15 protein-coding genes are annotated in these 15,549 nt (G+C 49.5%); 7 read left to right on the top strand and 8 right to left on the bottom strand.

Annotated elements, in window-relative coordinates; translation table 11 throughout:
• Position 1: 1 nt before the first annotated feature.
• A complete protein-coding gene (locus tag LVQ77_RS17720) occupies positions 2–850 on the bottom strand; it encodes a DUF2950 domain-containing protein (protein WP_232905132.1) in 849 nt (282 codons plus the stop codon).
• Positions 851–862: 12 nt separating this feature from the next.
• Positions 863–2,566, bottom strand: coding sequence for a DUF3300 domain-containing protein (locus LVQ77_RS17715; RefSeq protein WP_232905131.1), 1,704 nt, complete (start codon positions 2,564–2,566; stop codon positions 863–865).
• Positions 2,567–2,737: 171 nt separating this feature from the next.
• Between LVQ77_RS17715 and LVQ77_RS17710 the strand changes: the two genes are divergently transcribed.
• Positions 2,738–2,944, top strand: a complete 207-nt coding sequence (locus LVQ77_RS17710; protein ID WP_232866419.1) for a hypothetical protein — start codon at positions 2,738–2,740, stop codon at positions 2,942–2,944.
• Positions 2,945–2,973: 29 nt separating this feature from the next.
• Here LVQ77_RS17710 and LVQ77_RS17705 read toward each other — a convergent pair whose 3' ends face one another.
• The gene (locus tag LVQ77_RS17705; protein ID WP_232866139.1) at positions 2,974–3,453 is read right to left on the bottom strand and encodes an Hcp family type VI secretion system effector; all 480 of its coding nucleotides are present in this window, start codon (positions 3,451–3,453) and stop codon (positions 2,974–2,976) included.
• Positions 3,454–3,594: 141 nt separating this feature from the next.
• On the opposite strand from LVQ77_RS17705, the gene LVQ77_RS22275 reads away from it, so the two are divergent.
• Positions 3,595–3,723, top strand: coding sequence for a hypothetical protein (locus LVQ77_RS22275; protein ID WP_255666911.1), 129 nt, complete (start codon positions 3,595–3,597; stop codon positions 3,721–3,723).
• Positions 3,724–3,798: 75 nt separating this feature from the next.
• On the opposite strand, the gene LVQ77_RS17700 is transcribed toward LVQ77_RS22275, so the two are convergent.
• The 5 genes from LVQ77_RS17700 to LVQ77_RS17680 all read right to left on the bottom strand — a co-directional run bounded on the left by LVQ77_RS17700 (position 3,799) and on the right by LVQ77_RS17680 (position 8,607).
• Entirely contained in the window at positions 3,799–4,371 is a 573-nt protein-coding gene (locus LVQ77_RS17700; RefSeq protein ID WP_232866141.1) for a hypothetical protein, read from the bottom strand.
• Between the two features lie 126 nt (positions 4,372–4,497).
• Complete coding sequence (locus tag LVQ77_RS17695) at positions 4,498–4,941, bottom strand: hypothetical protein (protein WP_232866143.1); 444 nt, start codon at positions 4,939–4,941, stop codon at positions 4,498–4,500.
• A gap of 204 nt (positions 4,942–5,145) precedes the next feature.
• The gene (locus LVQ77_RS17690) at positions 5,146–6,807 is read right to left on the bottom strand and encodes a carbohydrate porin (protein WP_232866145.1); all 1,662 of its coding nucleotides are present in this window, start codon (positions 6,805–6,807) and stop codon (positions 5,146–5,148) included.
• Positions 6,808–6,878: 71 nt separating this feature from the next.
• Positions 6,879–8,201 (bottom strand): PTS sugar transporter subunit IIC, encoded by a 1,323-nt coding sequence (locus tag LVQ77_RS17685; protein WP_232905130.1) that lies wholly within the window; start codon positions 8,199–8,201, stop codon positions 6,879–6,881.
• 91 nt (positions 8,202–8,292) lie between these two features.
• Entirely contained in the window at positions 8,293–8,607 is a 315-nt protein-coding gene (locus LVQ77_RS17680) for a PTS sugar transporter subunit IIB (RefSeq protein ID WP_232905129.1), read from the bottom strand.
• 195 nt (positions 8,608–8,802) lie between these two features.
• On the opposite strand from LVQ77_RS17680, the gene LVQ77_RS17675 reads away from it, so the two are divergent.
• From LVQ77_RS17675 to yacL, 5 genes are all read left to right on the top strand, one after another.
• On the top strand, positions 8,803–9,522 hold the full coding sequence (locus tag LVQ77_RS17675; RefSeq protein ID WP_232905128.1) for a GntR family transcriptional regulator: 720 nt from the start codon (positions 8,803–8,805) through the stop codon (positions 9,520–9,522).
• Positions 9,523–9,794: 272 nt separating this feature from the next.
• Positions 9,795–10,685, top strand: coding sequence for a beta-glucoside kinase BglK (gene bglK, locus LVQ77_RS17670; RefSeq protein WP_232905127.1), 891 nt, complete (start codon positions 9,795–9,797; stop codon positions 10,683–10,685).
• Between the two features lie 14 nt (positions 10,686–10,699).
• Positions 10,700–12,130: a 6-phospho-beta-glucosidase gene (locus LVQ77_RS17665; protein ID WP_232905126.1), complete on the top strand. Its 1,431-nt coding sequence runs from the start codon at positions 10,700–10,702 to the stop codon at positions 12,128–12,130.
• Between the two features lie 248 nt (positions 12,131–12,378).
• Positions 12,379–14,976, top strand: coding sequence for a bifunctional aconitate hydratase 2/2-methylisocitrate dehydratase (gene acnB, locus LVQ77_RS17660; RefSeq protein WP_232905125.1), 2,598 nt, complete (start codon positions 12,379–12,381; stop codon positions 14,974–14,976).
• A gap of 152 nt (positions 14,977–15,128) precedes the next feature.
• Positions 15,129–15,494, top strand: coding sequence for a protein YacL (gene yacL / locus LVQ77_RS17655; protein WP_232866154.1), 366 nt, complete (start codon positions 15,129–15,131; stop codon positions 15,492–15,494).
• Positions 15,495–15,549 lie beyond the last annotated feature (55 nt).

The raw sequence follows: 15,549 nt of genomic DNA, 5'->3' as shown, positions 1-15,549 counted from the left end.
ATTACTGTTGCTCTTCCTGCCAGCTTTTATCCGGATTGAACTCTTTTATTTCCTGCACTTTCTGCGCGGTTTCCTCGCCCAAATCCTTCTGATAAACCACGCCCTGGTTATTCACCATAAACGTAGTCACCCCCGTTTCCCCGTATTCCACAGGCCAGGCGACTAAAGCAAAGCCATCCGCCATTTTCCCGTCGCTAATATAGTTTTTCGCCCCGCCCGGTGCGTCGGCACCCTGAGCAGTCAGAATCCGGAAATGGTAGCCGTGATAACCTATTTCCGGGTGTTCTGGGCTGAAACTTGGGCCGAGTGGGCTAGGCGCTTCGCCAGGCGTGGCGGGCCAGTACAAGCCGTCTTTCTTGCCTTCCGAACTGAGAAATTTCTGAGCGTACTGTTGATCCAGTTGATAATAATCCTGCTGCGCCGCAACGTAGGCCTGCACAGCCTGAATGGCTGATAGCTCGTTCAGGCCGATGGTGCGGGTGAGAATTTCATCTGCGGCCTTCTGCATATCGAAATGCCAGCCCGCGTCCGATTTCACCATCGGGATCGGCAACTGCCAGTTTTCCTGCCCGACATTGAGATGCGCGGTATCGCCTTGTTCATCGATATTGTGGCTGACTTTCCAGTCACGAACAAAACGGGCAACGGCTTCCGGGTCGGCTTTTTCGTCTGGCAAATATTGCCGCCAGTTATCGCCCAGCACTTCGGTCAGCGCCGCTTCATCCTGGTTTATCACCGCCGTAGCAAATGAGGTGGCCGCCTTTTCGGGCGTGGTAAACATTTGTTGCGCCTGAACAAAGGCAGGCAGCATCAACATTACAAGTGCACTTAACTTCATACGATTTTTCATGATGCCTCCCCGTTAGCGACGATGAAATTCACGATGCTCAGCTGGACGTTCTCGGTTTGCCGGGCGTTGTTGATGACTGGCGCGATTAAGACTTTGCTGCCCGCGCTGACTTTGTGCCTGCCAGGAGGGGGAGCGGCTGTCATTGCCGCTAAACGCATTTGAACGTGTGGACGCAGTGCGTTGCAGGCGTTGTTCCTGACCAAGATTGCCACTACTCCGGTGTTGCTGGACGTTATCGCGACGCTGTTGTTGCTGAGCAGTCGGATGGTTGGCTTGCGATTTAGCCGTTTCACGACGCTGTTGCTGCTGCGCGGTCGGGTGATTGACCTGATTTTTGACCGCGTCTTTACGCTGCTGGGATGTCGAGTTGTTGAACTGCTGTTTTGCGGCATCGCGGCGCGCGTCGGTATTTTGCGAATCATAGCCACGATAGTTATTGCGCTGGGCAATCTGATTCAGTTGCTGCGTTGAAGCCTTACGCTGGGCATCGCGCGAAGCCAGCTGCGGCGCTGCCGCGTCAATACGCCCTTTATTTTGCTGCAACTGTGTGGCCGCCGCCTGCCGTTGGGCATCACGATTAACCGGCGCGCGTTGTGTTGCACTCAAACCACCTGCAACGTTGGTCTGGTGATAACGCTGGGCGACTGCGTTGTCGTGATAGGGAACGCCACCGCGATAGGCCGGATTATGCTGCCAGGTCGTGTTGCGGTTCTGGAGGTTTTGCCCGGAAATACGGTTGAAGTTATTCACGTTGTTGATATTGATATTATTGTTGCTGCCGCCGCCATGGTAATCATCATGATGGTGATAATCGTCATCGTCCCAGTCGATGTTACTGAATATCGCATAGGTGGTCGCCACTCCCAGACTGAACCCCAGGCCATTCACAAAGCTGTTGGTAAACTGTTGCCCCGGAGGCGGTGGGAGATATGTCGGCGGATAAGCTGTGTTCGGCCAGGTGCCATACACCGTTGACGGGTTGTAATTCGGCACATACACCACCTGTGGGTCAGCAGGCTCGATTTTAATGATGGTTTCCGCAGGCGCTGCCGCGACGGTTTTTGAAGACGATGAACTGGTGGTAGCCGGTGCCGGTGCGGCAACCGTCGTATTCTGGTTAACCGTTACGGGCGTGCTGGTCACCGTTTGCTGCGGCGTGGTTTTTAACGATCCGGTTTGTTGCGCCAGCAGGCGTAATTTCTGCACGGAATCCATCACATCCTGCGGCTGGGCTAAAAACGCATCCCCCAGATTCTGCACCCATTCCGGGTTTTCACCCATCAAAGCCATTAACTGCGGGAAGGCCACGAGAGATTTCACGCTCGGATCCCACGGCTGGTTCGCTACCGCCTGAATTGCCGCATCACCCTGCATCTTCGGGTTATCGCGCGACCATTGCACCGCCTGAACGACGTTCGCAGGATAAGTCGATGCCATCAAAACCTGAGACAAAAGCGGGTCAGGGTAAAGCGCAACGGGCGCAACCCACTGGTCGAGTTGAGCGGTACTAAATGTGGGTTGAGTCGCCGCCGTCGCCACTGGTGTGGCCGGGGCAGGGGCGGGTTGCGCCGCTGGAGCGGGTTGCGTCGTCTGAGCCGTGGGGGTTGGGGTTGCTGGAGGCGTGGTCTGGCTCTTAACATACAGAACCCCTGACGCCGCTAAAATGCCGACACTACAAATAATGGCAAGAATATGAGGCTTGAATGGCAACTTCATTTAACTTCTCCTGATATTACAGAAGTAATGCGTTATGCCGGTAGGCGGCTGTATCTGGCGAGTATAGAGAGCTGATAGTTTAATTTTTGACTTAAACGGTGATTCTTGCCGGGAATCTTGTCCGAAATCGTGAAATATTATTTCGAATTGCGCTGAAGGCGTGTTGGGAAAGTGAAGTGTTATGAGGGTATTCAGGTGACTTTCCAGGAAAAGGCTCAGGCATTTGCGTACCTAAATGCAACGATAGCCGATGTGCCAGCGGCACCAACCAGCGGCGTATTCACTATCACGCCGAAGGCCAAAGCGGGTACGGCGACAATCACCGTTCATGCCGCGGGAGGAACTGACGTAACGGTAGCGGTTACCGTAGCGCCATAAAACGAAAGGACCCGAGCTGGGGGCTTTTTTCAGTAAGTGGCGTGGGTATTCCATTGGTCAGTATAAATAATATTGCCGTCGCAGTGCTTCCAGGTAATCTTCTCGTAATGAACCAGTATGGTTTCCAGGTGTGTGCCAGTGGCAGCGCTCGGAAACAGGTCGGGAGTAATGGACGTGATTTTCACGTTTTCCAGAATGATGTTGAAATATTCCCGCTCCATCCCAGTTTCATGGATGTTGTACATTTTTATCGTACCGGACTTGAGCACGTCGCCTCGGGTTAATGCCCGGTACAATAGCGGCGTAACCCTATCAAACTCCTTTTGAAACTGAATTGGTGCGTGAATGCGCGTACCCGTCAGTCGTCCTGTGTTGTAGTCGGTCGGGATGTTCACATTATGGGTGAGTGATTTCATTTCGATGGCACCTAAGCGCCCAACCACCAGCGAACCGCCAACCATAGGCGATCCGTTCTCATCCGTTAACCATAAGTAAGCTGGGTTAGACATATAAATTCCTTTTATTTGTTTTTGAATCTGGATTTGATTTTTTTAACTTTCCTCGGGTAGTCCGGGAATATACACAGCAAAACAATAGACGTGATAAATGTAAGTAATACGAAATATTCAGGAAAGAAATGCAGCCATATCATGCCGAAGCCTATCACCAGCGCAGGGAATATCACGCCGTCGATAAACATCGCAATTTCGATTTTAAACACCGAAATCCTCGCTCAAGAAGTCAGCCAGATCGTCCAGCGTGGCAAGCGCGCCGGATAAAGTCTTTTTAATCATTGGCTCAATAATTGGTTCGGCAAAATAATAGAGCATTTCCAGCTTTGCCTCATAGAGCGCTCAATAATAATCGGGGTACATCGCTTTAAGATGTCGTGCCGCCAGCGCGGCTTTTTGCTCCATGCCAAAATATTGCAGCCCAAACACAGCCTTTGGAGCCTTTGCCGCTATGCGCTCAACAACGATTTTAGACATAAGGTTAGAATGTGCCAGCGCCTGACTTGCCGCCTCAGAAAAAGCGTACCGGGTGCCTCCAGCAACTCTGATCTGAGTCAAAACGCCCGTTACCTTTCTGATAAAGTTTTGCGCCGAACCGCCCTCATTGCCATCTTTAACGTCTTTGCTTATTAGCTTGAAATATATAATCAGCATTTGAGCAATAACATCGCGGTATCTATATATCGAGTGAATGGAATAGACCATCCTTATTTCTTCTTTTTTTAGCTCCTGACACACATCGTTGTACTTTGGAATAAGGCATGATGAATACCAGCTTGCCCGCTCAACGCCTGAATATATATCTGAAGCCACACCTCTCGCTGATTGCATGACACCGCCAAAAGCGTTTTGAGCTGCCATAGCTAAATGTCTGTCGCTGGTATATTTTGCTCTCAATAAATCCGATGCCGACATACTGAATTATCTCCTTATAATTTTAGTTAGATTAAACCCTATATCCATCATGGACAATATGAGCTGGAGTTTTGAGATAATTCAGCGCACAAAAAGCCCCCAAAATGGAGGCTTTGATAGATAGATTTATTCCAGCTTAAAATCTTCATCAAAAGTATTAAAATCGCTTTCTACACTTTCGACTAAAAACATGTGCGCTATCCCTTCACGCAATGATGCAGGCGCGCCGTTTGCGGTCTGATACCCGCCACCGACTGAGCGCACTTCTAACAGTTTGTTGCGGTTAATCACCTGGTCTTGTTGGCTGGTTACCTTAACGCCTGCTGGACGGTCGCCACCACTCGGCGGTGTATATGCCGTACCCTTGCCACCAGCTTCAGCCGGGACGTTTGCTTTTCCATCGCCTTGCCAATCCATAGCGGCCCCGTATATGCGCGGGCGACGCGTATCGCCGTTGTAAGGGAAGTCTACCCACACGTGATCACCTTTTTGGTTAGGCGTGAATTGGTAGTTAAGCGGTAGCAGGTATTCAGCCCAGGGTAAATCCTCATCCGTTATACCCTCCATCATGCCCAATACTTTCAGCTGGCACTTATTGCCGTCATTCGGATCTACTGGGTTAACAACGATGGCGCGGAAATCTCCGTTTAATACATTAATCAGGATTTACTCTCTGTGCTGCTGGCATCAAGTGGCACAGCCAGAATGACGCGGTTAACGTAAAACGTGCTGCTCTCAAAGTGGGTCACGCGCTCCACAATATTTAGGGGATGATTACCACCAGACTTCTGCCTGAACTCCCGCCATAAATTCGTTATTGCTGTCGTCATTAAACTTGTACTGCGAAAGTTCGTTATCCTGGATGTTCAGGTAGGTGCCGTAGAAACGAATTTCCGGACGCGAACCCAGCAAACTTGGCCCGACTTTAAGTGCATGGTAAAGCGTCGTTTTAAATCCTGACTCTTTCAGGTTAACGCCTTGTTCCGTTTTGTTTTTCTGAGCAAACCAGCTTAGTTCCACACCGGTCTGATTCCAGGTATCCCAAATCCATGCCGGGCGGATCACCGCGCGCAGGCTATTGAAATCGCTGTGGGCACCGCTCTCATAACTGTAGACATCTTCACCGTGAGACCAGACTAACGCATTCGCCATAATGATTCGGTCTGCGAGGTACATCTCACCCTGAGAAATCAGACGCCAGGCAATGCCGTCGGAATGATCGCCGTAATAATAACGCCCTGCTGCCATCGAGTTACTGGCACCTGAGAAGTTGGCGAAGCTGCTGGCATAAGAGTTGTTGGCAACCTGGAGCGTGAACTCATTGAAGGCATCGCGTGGCAGATTCTGGCGCACGATGGCGGTCGTCATCCAGGTATCCTCCAGCTTGAAGAAGGAACCATTATCTTCATTGGATTTCTGATCGTCTGTTTTATTGGCAAACGCGTATTTGCCCATTAATGATAACGATCCGTCCTGCCACAGTGGGATATTGCGGTAGCGTAAATCCACGGAATTGGTGTTCATCTGCGTGGTGTGGCTGAAATCTCGCGAGTAAACGTCAACGTCATTACGACTCACGGATGCGTCCAATTGCCCCGGCCCAAGTTGCCAGTTCTGAATACCGACGGCTGCGGCAACATCGGTGGTGAGTGTCTTCCAGTCGAGCATCTGGATTTCATATTCTGGCAGTTTATGTTTACCTACCCAAAAATCAGCCTCTTGTGCAAACGGAAGGAAGCCCCGGGTGGTCAGGAAAATATCGCTAAATTGCAGAATATTTTCATTATCGCTGTCACCAAACCAGGCATCATTGTATTGCTCACCAACGTTACCGTCGTAGGTGACAATGGCGTTGGCGGTTTTACCGTCCTGGTTATAGACCCGCTGATTCAGGGTCAAGTCGAACCAACCGCTCATCTCGTTGCCAAAACGGCCGAGCGACCCTGCCGCATAGGTTTGTGCTGAGCCACGATTAGAAGCCGCCCAGCCTGAGCGGAAGTAACCCTGGTAGCTAAAGCCGATATCATCCTTAATAAACTTGCTGATATCTTTTAATGTGACGCTTTCTACGCGGGTTTTCCCTCCTTCGTGGTTAATTACCGCAACTTTCTGGGTGCCATTCACTGGTGTCGGAGACGAAACCTCACCCACGGGTTTATTCTCGTTCTCGATATTATCCGCAGCTGGTGATAATTCTGATTGAGTGACTTGAGCAATTTGCGGTGGTGTGTTTTTTTCTAAACTCGCCACTTTGTTTTTATAACTGGCTAATTCTTTCTGCGTTTTCTTTAGTTCAGTTTGGTTTTCTAATAATTGGTTTTCAAGAAGCTCAAGGCGCTGCTCAACGGTTAATTTAGCCGCCAGAACATTCGTTGAGGATAAAGCCAGAAGTATTGATAAAGACAATAAGCTAACCTTCAATGGTTTTGAATACATGTTATACCTCTAAATATAATTATTATTCTCCTTCAGTTTGGGAGACTGAAGGAGGGTAATTCAGACGATGATTACTGTGCTGCTTGTGCGGTGTTCACTTTGTTTGCCGCAATAACGAAAGGTAAATAAATTAATGTTGATATCGCCAGGCACAATATTCCCACAAAGAGTGCCAGCCAGTTTCCTCCTGTTCCGAAGAATGCGATTAACGGGCCGGGGGTTGTCCAGGGGACGGCATAAGCAATAGGTGGAATGATTTCCATGCTGACAAAGAAATATCCCACCAATGAATTAACAAATGGTACGGTAATAAATGGAATGATGAGTATTGGGTTCAAAACAACCGGTAAGCCAAAAATAATGGGCTCGTTAATATTAAATAATCCAGGAACGAAGGCCATTTTTGCCATGTCGCGATAATCGGCGCGGCGTGAGGCAATAAATATTGCTAACAGCAAGCCTAGTGTCATACCTGAGCCACCATAGTTGGCAAAGGCATCGTTTATGCCACCCCAGGTAATCGGGTAAGGCGCACCCCAGGTCGTCCCGTTAGATGCGGCAAATGATAAGTTTTCCAGATTGGCTTCAGAGAAAATGGTTTCACGAATCGCTGCGACCGTATTTGGCCCGTGGATCCCCAACACCCACAAGAAGTTCGCGACTACGCCAAGTATTAACACCGCAAAAATATTGGTACCCATATTTTTCAGCGGTGCCTGAATAAGTGTGTAAATAAGCTCATTCAGCCCATTTGGCGATATCTTCGTCAGGCAGTAGTTAACGACGGAGAAGAAAATCATCACGCAGAAAATCGGGATCAGTACCTTAAAGGAACGGGCCACTGCAGGAGGAACGGCATCTGGCATCGTGATGGTGATTTTAGGGTTACGCGAAAGACGGCAAAAAATCTCGCTGGTCAACATGGCGACAATAATGGCAACAAAAAGCCCCTGTGGCCCCAAATATTGGGTGGTTAAATACGCTTGCCCTCCTACCATTTGATAAGGCGTATAAACGACAAAGAAAGCGCCGATAGCCGTAAGTCCACAAAGTAAATCATCTTGCTGGTAGTTAATCGCAATATTTCGCGCAACCAGGAAGGCAATCATAATGGACATGATGTTGACGGAGCCATTCATGACTGGAGAAAATATTTTTTGCGCTTCGGCTAAATTGGGGAATAACGTTCCTAAATGCAATAGTGAAGCAATGAAACCATCGGGTGAAAGAATAGCAAAGTTAATTAAAACGATTAGCGAGCTTGCCATCACGATAGGAAATGACAAAATAAAGGCATCGCGAATGGCAGAAACATGTATCTGAGAATTTAATTTAATAGCAACCGGGACAAGGATTTTCTCCATGCCGCGTTCAAAAGCATCCATTAAACTCATGACGAGTCCCTTAGGGTTATGTATATATATGGGGGAACGAAAGTATGTAATTAATTACGGGGCATAACTTAATGTCCTAAAACAAAAAATCTTAATGACTGGCAAGCAGGGTTAACGCATTTTCTAACACGGTTTTTCCGTCCATTTGCCCGTAATGTTTCATATCGATGACGGCGACAGGTATTTTCCCCTGGGCTATTTCTTCTATTTCACCTTTCTGAAAGCGCACCTGTGGCCCAAGAAGTACGATATCTGCTTCATTTTTCTTTATTCTGTCTTTTGCTTCAGAAATTGCCAGCGCGTTAATATTGACTTCAACGTTATTCGCAGCAGCATGTTCTTTCATACGTTTTACCAGCATGCTCGTGGACATCCCCGCAGCACAAACCAATAATATATTTTTCATTTCGATCCTCTTAATATAGGTTGATGTTCAGTGCGGGGTAACTTAATGAATATTCACTAAAGCATCTGCAATTTTGATCACAGTTAGTAAGGGCTGAGTTGTTTAATATGTCCTCTATAAATGAACGTGTGATTGGCTGTAACAACTTGAAATAATATAACTTAGTGATTCTTAAAGAATTGTAGAGGTGCAAAAGTGGTTTACAAAGATGTTGTCAATGTACTAAAAAACAAAATTAGCAGTCCAGCGTACAGCATTGGCGATATTCTCCCGTCGGAAAAGGAACTGGCGGAGTACTGCAATGTCTCCCGCAATACGTTGCGTAAAGCGTTAAAAGTCCTGGAGGAAGAAGAATTAATTGAGCGTAGACACGGCTCAGGAACCTATTTACGCAACAAGCATTTCCAGGCTTTTGTCACCCATCTGGATAGCTTTACGGAAATTGCCCGCAGCGAAGGGAAAAAGCCCACCAGTCAGGTGTTGAGATTTGAGTTGCAGGCGGCATCAGAGGAAATCGCCATCCGCTTGCAGTTGGCTACCGGTGAACCCGTATATTATTCAAAGCGGCTACGCCATATTGATAACGTGCCGATGCAACTTGAAGAAACCTGGCTTTCCGTCAATCGCTTTCCTGATCTGACGGTTAATCACATGAAGAAATCAAAATTTTCTTACATTGAAGACGAATGTCAGGTCGTCATTCAGGGCTGCTATGAGTCGTTTCAACCCGTGCTGCCTTCCCCGGAAATAGCCAAAATGCTGCATATCAGCGTTCGTGATCCCATTATTAAAATGGAGACGCAATCGATAGACGAAGAAAACAGCCCCATCGATTATTCGATTCTTTACACCAACGTGTTTGAGTTCCAGGTGAAATATTTCTTGCCTCGTAAGATGACTCAGGCCGAAAAATGATCCTGAGCAGGGGCGTTAATTCCGATCATCGATCACAATTCCCGGTAAAAAAGTTGTTCATAAATCCAGTAATAAATGCACATCTCGCCATGATTATTTGACACGTAGCCACAAGCCTCTTGCGTGCTGGCTTTCTAAAGAGGTTCAAAAGTGGTTTAAGCATTATTGGGTTGCGGTTTGCTAATTGAACTACTGGTTCATAAGATTGATTTCGTCTCCACGCTCGATAATAAAAATAACCTGGAACGACTCATTATTAAGGAACGAACCGCATGAAAATTGCTGCATTTGATATCGGTGGTACGGCGCTAAAAATGGGCGTTATTGCCTCAGACGGAGAAGTTCTGGAGAAGAGAAAACAGCCGATTAGTCATAGCGACGGTGAACAGATTTTGCAGGCCATTGTTAAATGGATTGCGGCACATCCGGAATGCGAAGGAATAGCAATCAGCGCTCCAGGTTACGTGAACCCGCATACCGGCTTTATCTCGATGGGCGGGGCGATCCGCAAGTTCGATAATTTCGCTATCAAAACGTGGCTCGAAGAACAAACCCAGCTGCCTGTTGCCATTGAAAACGATGCAAATTGCGTGCTGCTTGCTGAGCGCTGGCAAGGCAAGGCGGCTGAGATGGCCAACTTTCTGGTGCTGACCATTGGAACGGGTATCGGCGGTGCAATTTTCTGCAATAACCAACTGGTGCATGGGGCGCGTTTTCGAGCGGGGGAGTTCGGTTACATGCTGACTGAACGTGCCGGCCCGCGCGATGTCCCTCACTACACGATGAATGGAACCTGCACCATGCGCGTGCTGCGTCAGCTCTACGCTGATTACGCAGCCAGGCCGCTGGAAGAGGTGACCGGTGAAGACGTTTTCGATGGTTATGACGCTGGCGATGTGGTTTGTCAGCGTCTGGTCGCAGAGTTTTTCAACGGTATTGGTACCGGCCTTTATAACCTCGTCAACTTATTCGATCCGCAAACGATTCTGGTGGGTGGCGGCATTGTCGAACGCCCGGGGTTTCTTGCGCTGCTCCGCGAACATCTGGCCTGGTTCGGTATCGGCGAGTACGTCGATACCGTCAGCCATGGCAATGACGCCGGACTTATCGGGGCGGTCTACCATTTCAATCAGCAATACCGGTCGCAAACTCGCGATCTCTAATTGAGGGAAAGAATATGTCCGGATTTAAAGATGGATTTCTATGGGGCGGCGCGGTTGCAGCTCATCAGTTGGAAGGCGGCTGGAAAGAGGGCGGCAAGGGGATAAGCGTTGCTGATGTCATGACCGCTGGCGCTCATGGTGTGCCACGCGAAATTACCGACGGCGTGTTGCCGGGCAAAAATTACCCTAACCACGACGCAATAGATTTCTACCACCGCTATAAAGACGATATTCAGCTATTTGCCGAGATGGGCTTTAAATGTTTCCGCACCTCCATTGCCTGGACGCGTATCTTCCCGCTGGGTGATGAGTTAGAGCCGAATGAAGCTGGCCTGCAATTTTACGACGACCTGTTCGACGAGTGCCTGAAACACGGTATCGAGCCGGTGATTACCCTTTCGCATTTCGAGATGCCTTATCACTTAGTGACCGAATACGGCGGCTGGCGCAACCGCAAGCTGATCGACTTCTTCGTGCGTTTTGCCAAAGTGGTATTCACCCGCTATCAGCACAAAGTGAAGTACTGGATGACCTTCAACGAGATCAACAACCAGGCTAACTTCCACGAAGACTTTGCACCGTTTACTAACTCGGGTCTGAAATATCAGCCGGGCGAAGATCGCGAGCCGGTGATGTTCCAGGCCGCGCACTACGAGCTGGTCGCCAGCGCGCTGGCCGTGAAAGCAGCGCGTGAGATCAATCCCGATCTGCTGGTAGGCTGCATGATCGCAATGTGCCCAATCTACCCGTTGAGCTGTGCGCCTAACGATATGATGATGGCGATGAACGCCATGCACCGTCGTTACTGGTTTACTGACGTTCACGTGCGCGGCACGTATCCTAAACATCTGCTCAATTATTTTGAACGCCGTGGTTTCGAGCTGGATATCACCGAGCAAGACCTCGCAGATCTGAAACAGGGTTGTGTCGATTACATCGGCTTTAGCTATTACATGTCGTTTGCCACCAAAGCCACCGACGACAACCCGCAGCTGGATTACGACGAATCCAAAAGCCTGGTTTCAAATCCGCACGTTAAAAAATCAGACTGGGGTTGGCAGATTGATCCGGTAGGGCTTCGCTACTCACTGAACTGGTTCTGGGATCATTATCAACTGCCGTTGTTTATCGTTGAAAATGGCTTTGGAGCGATTGATGTTCAGGGAAGCAATGGCGTGGTGGATGATCAGTACCGCATCGACTATATGTCTGCTCATATCGCCGAGATGAAAAAAGCGGTAGTTGAGGACGGCGTTGACCTTATGGGTTACACCCCGTGGGGATGTATTGACCTGGTTTCTGCAGGAACCGGTGAGATGAAAAAGCGTTACGGCTTAATCTACGTAGATAAAGATAACGAAGGTAATGGAACGCTGGAGCGCAGCCGCAAGAAATCTTTCGCCTGGTATCAGCAGGTGATTAAGTCTAACGGCGAACAACTGTAACTCTTCTTATTTATTCTGTGTAAATGGTGGATGACGCTGCTTATCCACCTTACAAAACCCTCTCATTTTGCCCTTAACGATTCAGCAAGTATTTAATGTTGCTTTTTTGTAAACACATTCACCCCCCCTGAAAATCCTGCTATGCTGCCCGTCGCGGTACCGGGCATTTACCCTACAAACTGCTGTCTCACAGGAGCGTGAAGAGAATAGCCGGAACCGAAATGACAATGAGAGCGAGGAGAACCGTCGTGCTAGAAGAATACCGTAAGCACGTAGCCGAACGTGCTGCAGATGGGATTGTTCCAAAACCTTTAGAAGCATCCCAAATGGCCGCACTGGTCGAGCTGCTGAAATCCCCGCCAGCGGGTGAAGAAGAATTCCTTTTAGATCTTATTACCAATCGTGTTCCGCCAGGCGTTGATGAAGCCGCCTACGTTAAAGCCGGTTTCCTGGCTGCTATCACCAAAGGTGAAGCCACTTCCCCGTTAATCTCCCCTGAGAAAGCTGTAGAACTGCTTGGCACCATGCAAGGCGGCTACAACATTCATCCGCTGATTGACGCGCTGGATAACGAAAAACTGGCCGCGATTGCGGGCAAAGCGCTGTCTCACACGCTGCTGATGTTCGATAACTTCTACGACGTAGAAGAGAAAGCCAAAGCGGGTAACGTTCACGCGCAAAAAGTGCTGAAATCCTGGGCTGATGCCGAATGGTTCCTGTCTCGTCCAAAACTGGCTGAGAAAATCACTGTTACCGTTTTTAAAGTCACCGGCGAAACTAATACCGATGACCTGTCTCCGGCACCAGACGCCTGGTCACGCCCGGATATTCCTCTGCACGCTTTAGCGATGCTGAAAAACGCCCGCGAAGGTATCGAGCCGGATCAACCTGGAAGCGTTGGCCCGATCAAACAGATTGAAGCGCTGAACAAGAAAGGTTTCCCGCTGGCCTATGTTGGCGATGTGGTCGGTACCGGTTCTTCGCGTAAGTCTGCGACCAACTCCGTGCTGTGGTTTATGGGCGACGACATCCCGAACGTGCCGAACAAGCGCGGCGGCGGTGTGGTGCTTGGTGGCAAAATCGCGCCAATCTTCTTTAACACTATGGAAGATGCCGGTGCGCTGCCAATCGAAGTTGACGTAAACGACCTGAATATGGGCGATGTTATTGACATCTATCCATATAAAGGCGAAGTACGTAACCACGAAACCAACGAAGTTATCGCTAACTTCGAGCTGAAAACTGACGTGTTGCTGGATGAAGTCCGTGCTGGTGGCCGTATTCCGTTGATCATTGGTCGCGGTCTGACGACTAAAGCGCGTGAAGCGCTGGATCTGCCACGTAGCGAAGTGTTTGTTCAGGCTAAAGATGTAGTAGCCAGTACTCGCGGCTTCTCTCTGGCGCAGAAAATGGTTGGCCGTGCCTGTGGCGTGGAAGGTATTCGTCCGAACCAGTACTGCGAACCAAAAATGACCTCTGTCGGCTCTCAGGACACCACCGGTCCAATGACCCGTGATGAGCTGAAAGACCTCGCATGCCTGGGCTTCTCAGCTGACCTGGTAATGCAGTCCTTCTGCCATACTGCGGCTTATCCAAAGCCTGTAGATGTGAATACTCACCACACGCTGCCGGACTTCATCATGAACCGTGGCGGCGTGTCGCTGCGCCCAGGCGATGGTGTTATCCACTCGTGGCTGAACCGTATGCTGCTGCCAGATACCGTCGGGACTGGCGGTGACTCGCATACCCGTTTCCCAATTGGGATCTCCTTCCCTGCGGGTTCTGGCCTGGTGGCTTTTGCTGCGGCAACGGGTGTGATGCCACTGGATATGCCTGAGTCTGTTCTGGTGCGCTTTAAAGGCAAAATGCAGCCGGGTATCACTCTGCGAGACCTGGTTCACGCCATTCCGCTGTATGCGATTAAACAAGGCCTGCTGACTGTTGAGAAGAAAGGTAAGAAAAACATCTTCTCTGGCCGCATCCTTGAAATCGAAGGTCTGCCAACGCTGAAAGTAGAGCAAGCGTTTGAGCTGACCGATGCTTCCGCCGAGCGTTCCGCTGCGGGCTGTACCATCAAGCTCGATCGCGAGCCGATTGCAGAATACTTAAGCTCCAACATCGTGCTGCTGAAGTGGATGATCGCTGAAGGTTACGGTGACCGTCGTACGCTTGAGCGCCGTATCCAGGGCATGGAAAAATGGCTGGCCGATCCTCAGTTGATGGAAGCCGATGCTGATGCGGAATACGCAGAAATCATCGAAATCGATCTGAATGACATCAAAGAGCCAATTCTTTGTGCGCCAAACGATCCTGACGACGCGCGTCTGCTGTCTGATGTCGCCGGCGAGAAAATCGATGAAGTATTTATCGGTTCTTGCATGACCAACATCGGCCACTTCCGTGCGGCGGGTAAATTGCTCGATAGCCACAAAGGCCAGTTACCAACTCGTCTATGGGTTGCGCCACCAACGCGTATGGATGCCGCTCAGTTAACTGAAGAAGGCTACTACAGCGTGTTTGGTAAGAGTGGTGCGCGTATCGAAATCCCTGGCTGTTCACTGTGCATGGGTAACCAGGCGCGTGTGGCAGACGGTTCAACCGTGGTTTCAACGTCTACCCGTAACTTCCCTAACCGTTTAGGCACTGGTGCGAACGTGTTCCTGGCTTCCGCAGAACTGGCCGCAGTGGCATCACTGCTGGGCAAACTGCCAACGCCTGACGAGTACCAGACCTTTATGGCGCAGGTGGATAAGACGGCGGTTGATACTTACCGTTACCTGAACTTCGACAAACTTTCTCAGTACACCGAGAAAGCTGACGGCGTGATTTTCCAGACTGCGGTATAACATTTACCCAATCTGCGACAAGGGAGGCTTAGGCCTCCCTTTTTATTTGCCACGCTCGTGCCTGAACGCTGTTTTTCGACGACTTTGCTGCGATACTTACTCTATACGCTAAGGGGTACTGTATTTCCCCGGGCAGGGTAGAGGAAAACACCATGGAATATGAATTTTTGCGCGATGTCACCGGGCGGGTGTTAGTGCGTATGTCGATGGGTCATGAAGTCGTGGGCCATTGGTTTAACGAAGAAGTGAAAGATAATCTCGGCTTGCTTGATGAAGTAGAAGAAGCGGCAAACTCAGTCAAAGGCAGTGAACGCCAGTGGCAACGTGTCGGGCATGAATACACTGTGTTGCTCGATGGAGAAGAAGTGATGATCCGCGCCAATCAGCTGGAAATTTCAGGTGATGAAATGGAAGAAGGGATGAACTACTACGATGAAGAGAGTTTGTCATTCTGCGGCGTTGAGGATTTTATGCAGGTTGTGAACGCATACCGAGAGTTTATCGCACAGAACCGATAGCTTGTTTTCAAAGCAGTGCCCCAAAAGCCTGTGTGAAGACTTTTGGGACGGCATA

The organism is Buttiauxella cochleicola, assembly GCF_021282435.1.
Taxonomy (GTDB): domain Bacteria; phylum Pseudomonadota; class Gammaproteobacteria; order Enterobacterales; family Enterobacteriaceae; genus Buttiauxella; species Buttiauxella massiliensis.
Note: the sequence above shows the minus strand (reverse complement) of the source record. Positions and strands in the feature narration are given on the sequence as shown.

Excerpts from the sequence above, each read along its gene's own strand:
- LVQ77_RS17680 (WP_232905129.1), bottom strand. The coding sequence starts at position 8,607 with ATGAAAAATATATTATTGGTTTGTGCTGCGGGGATGTCCACGAGCATG.
- bglK (WP_232905127.1), top strand. The coding sequence starts at position 9,795 with ATGAAAATTGCTGCATTTGATATCGGTGGTACGGCGCTAAAAATGGGC.
- LVQ77_RS22275 (WP_255666911.1), top strand. The coding sequence starts at position 3,595 with ATGCCGAAGCCTATCACCAGCGCAGGGAATATCACGCCGTCGATAAAC.
- LVQ77_RS17715 (WP_232905131.1), bottom strand. The coding sequence starts at position 2,566 with ATGAAGTTGCCATTCAAGCCTCATATTCTTGCCATTATTTGTAGTGTC.
- LVQ77_RS17685 (WP_232905130.1), bottom strand. The coding sequence starts at position 8,201 with ATGAGTTTAATGGATGCTTTTGAACGCGGCATGGAGAAAATCCTTGTC.
- LVQ77_RS17700 (WP_232866141.1), bottom strand. The coding sequence starts at position 4,371 with ATGTCGGCATCGGATTTATTGAGAGCAAAATATACCAGCGACAGACAT.
- LVQ77_RS17720 (WP_232905132.1), bottom strand. The coding sequence starts at position 850 with ATGAAAAATCGTATGAAGTTAAGTGCACTTGTAATGTTGATGCTGCCT.
- LVQ77_RS17665 (WP_232905126.1), top strand. The coding sequence starts at position 10,700 with ATGTCCGGATTTAAAGATGGATTTCTATGGGGCGGCGCGGTTGCAGCT.
- LVQ77_RS17705 (WP_232866139.1), bottom strand. The coding sequence starts at position 3,453 with ATGTCTAACCCAGCTTACTTATGGTTAACGGATGAGAACGGATCGCCT.
- yacL (WP_232866154.1), top strand. The coding sequence starts at position 15,129 with ATGGAATATGAATTTTTGCGCGATGTCACCGGGCGGGTGTTAGTGCGT.
- LVQ77_RS17690 (WP_232866145.1), bottom strand. The coding sequence starts at position 6,807 with ATGTATTCAAAACCATTGAAGGTTAGCTTATTGTCTTTATCAATACTT.
- LVQ77_RS17695 (WP_232866143.1), bottom strand. The coding sequence starts at position 4,941 with ATGATGGAGGGTATAACGGATGAGGATTTACCCTGGGCTGAATACCTG.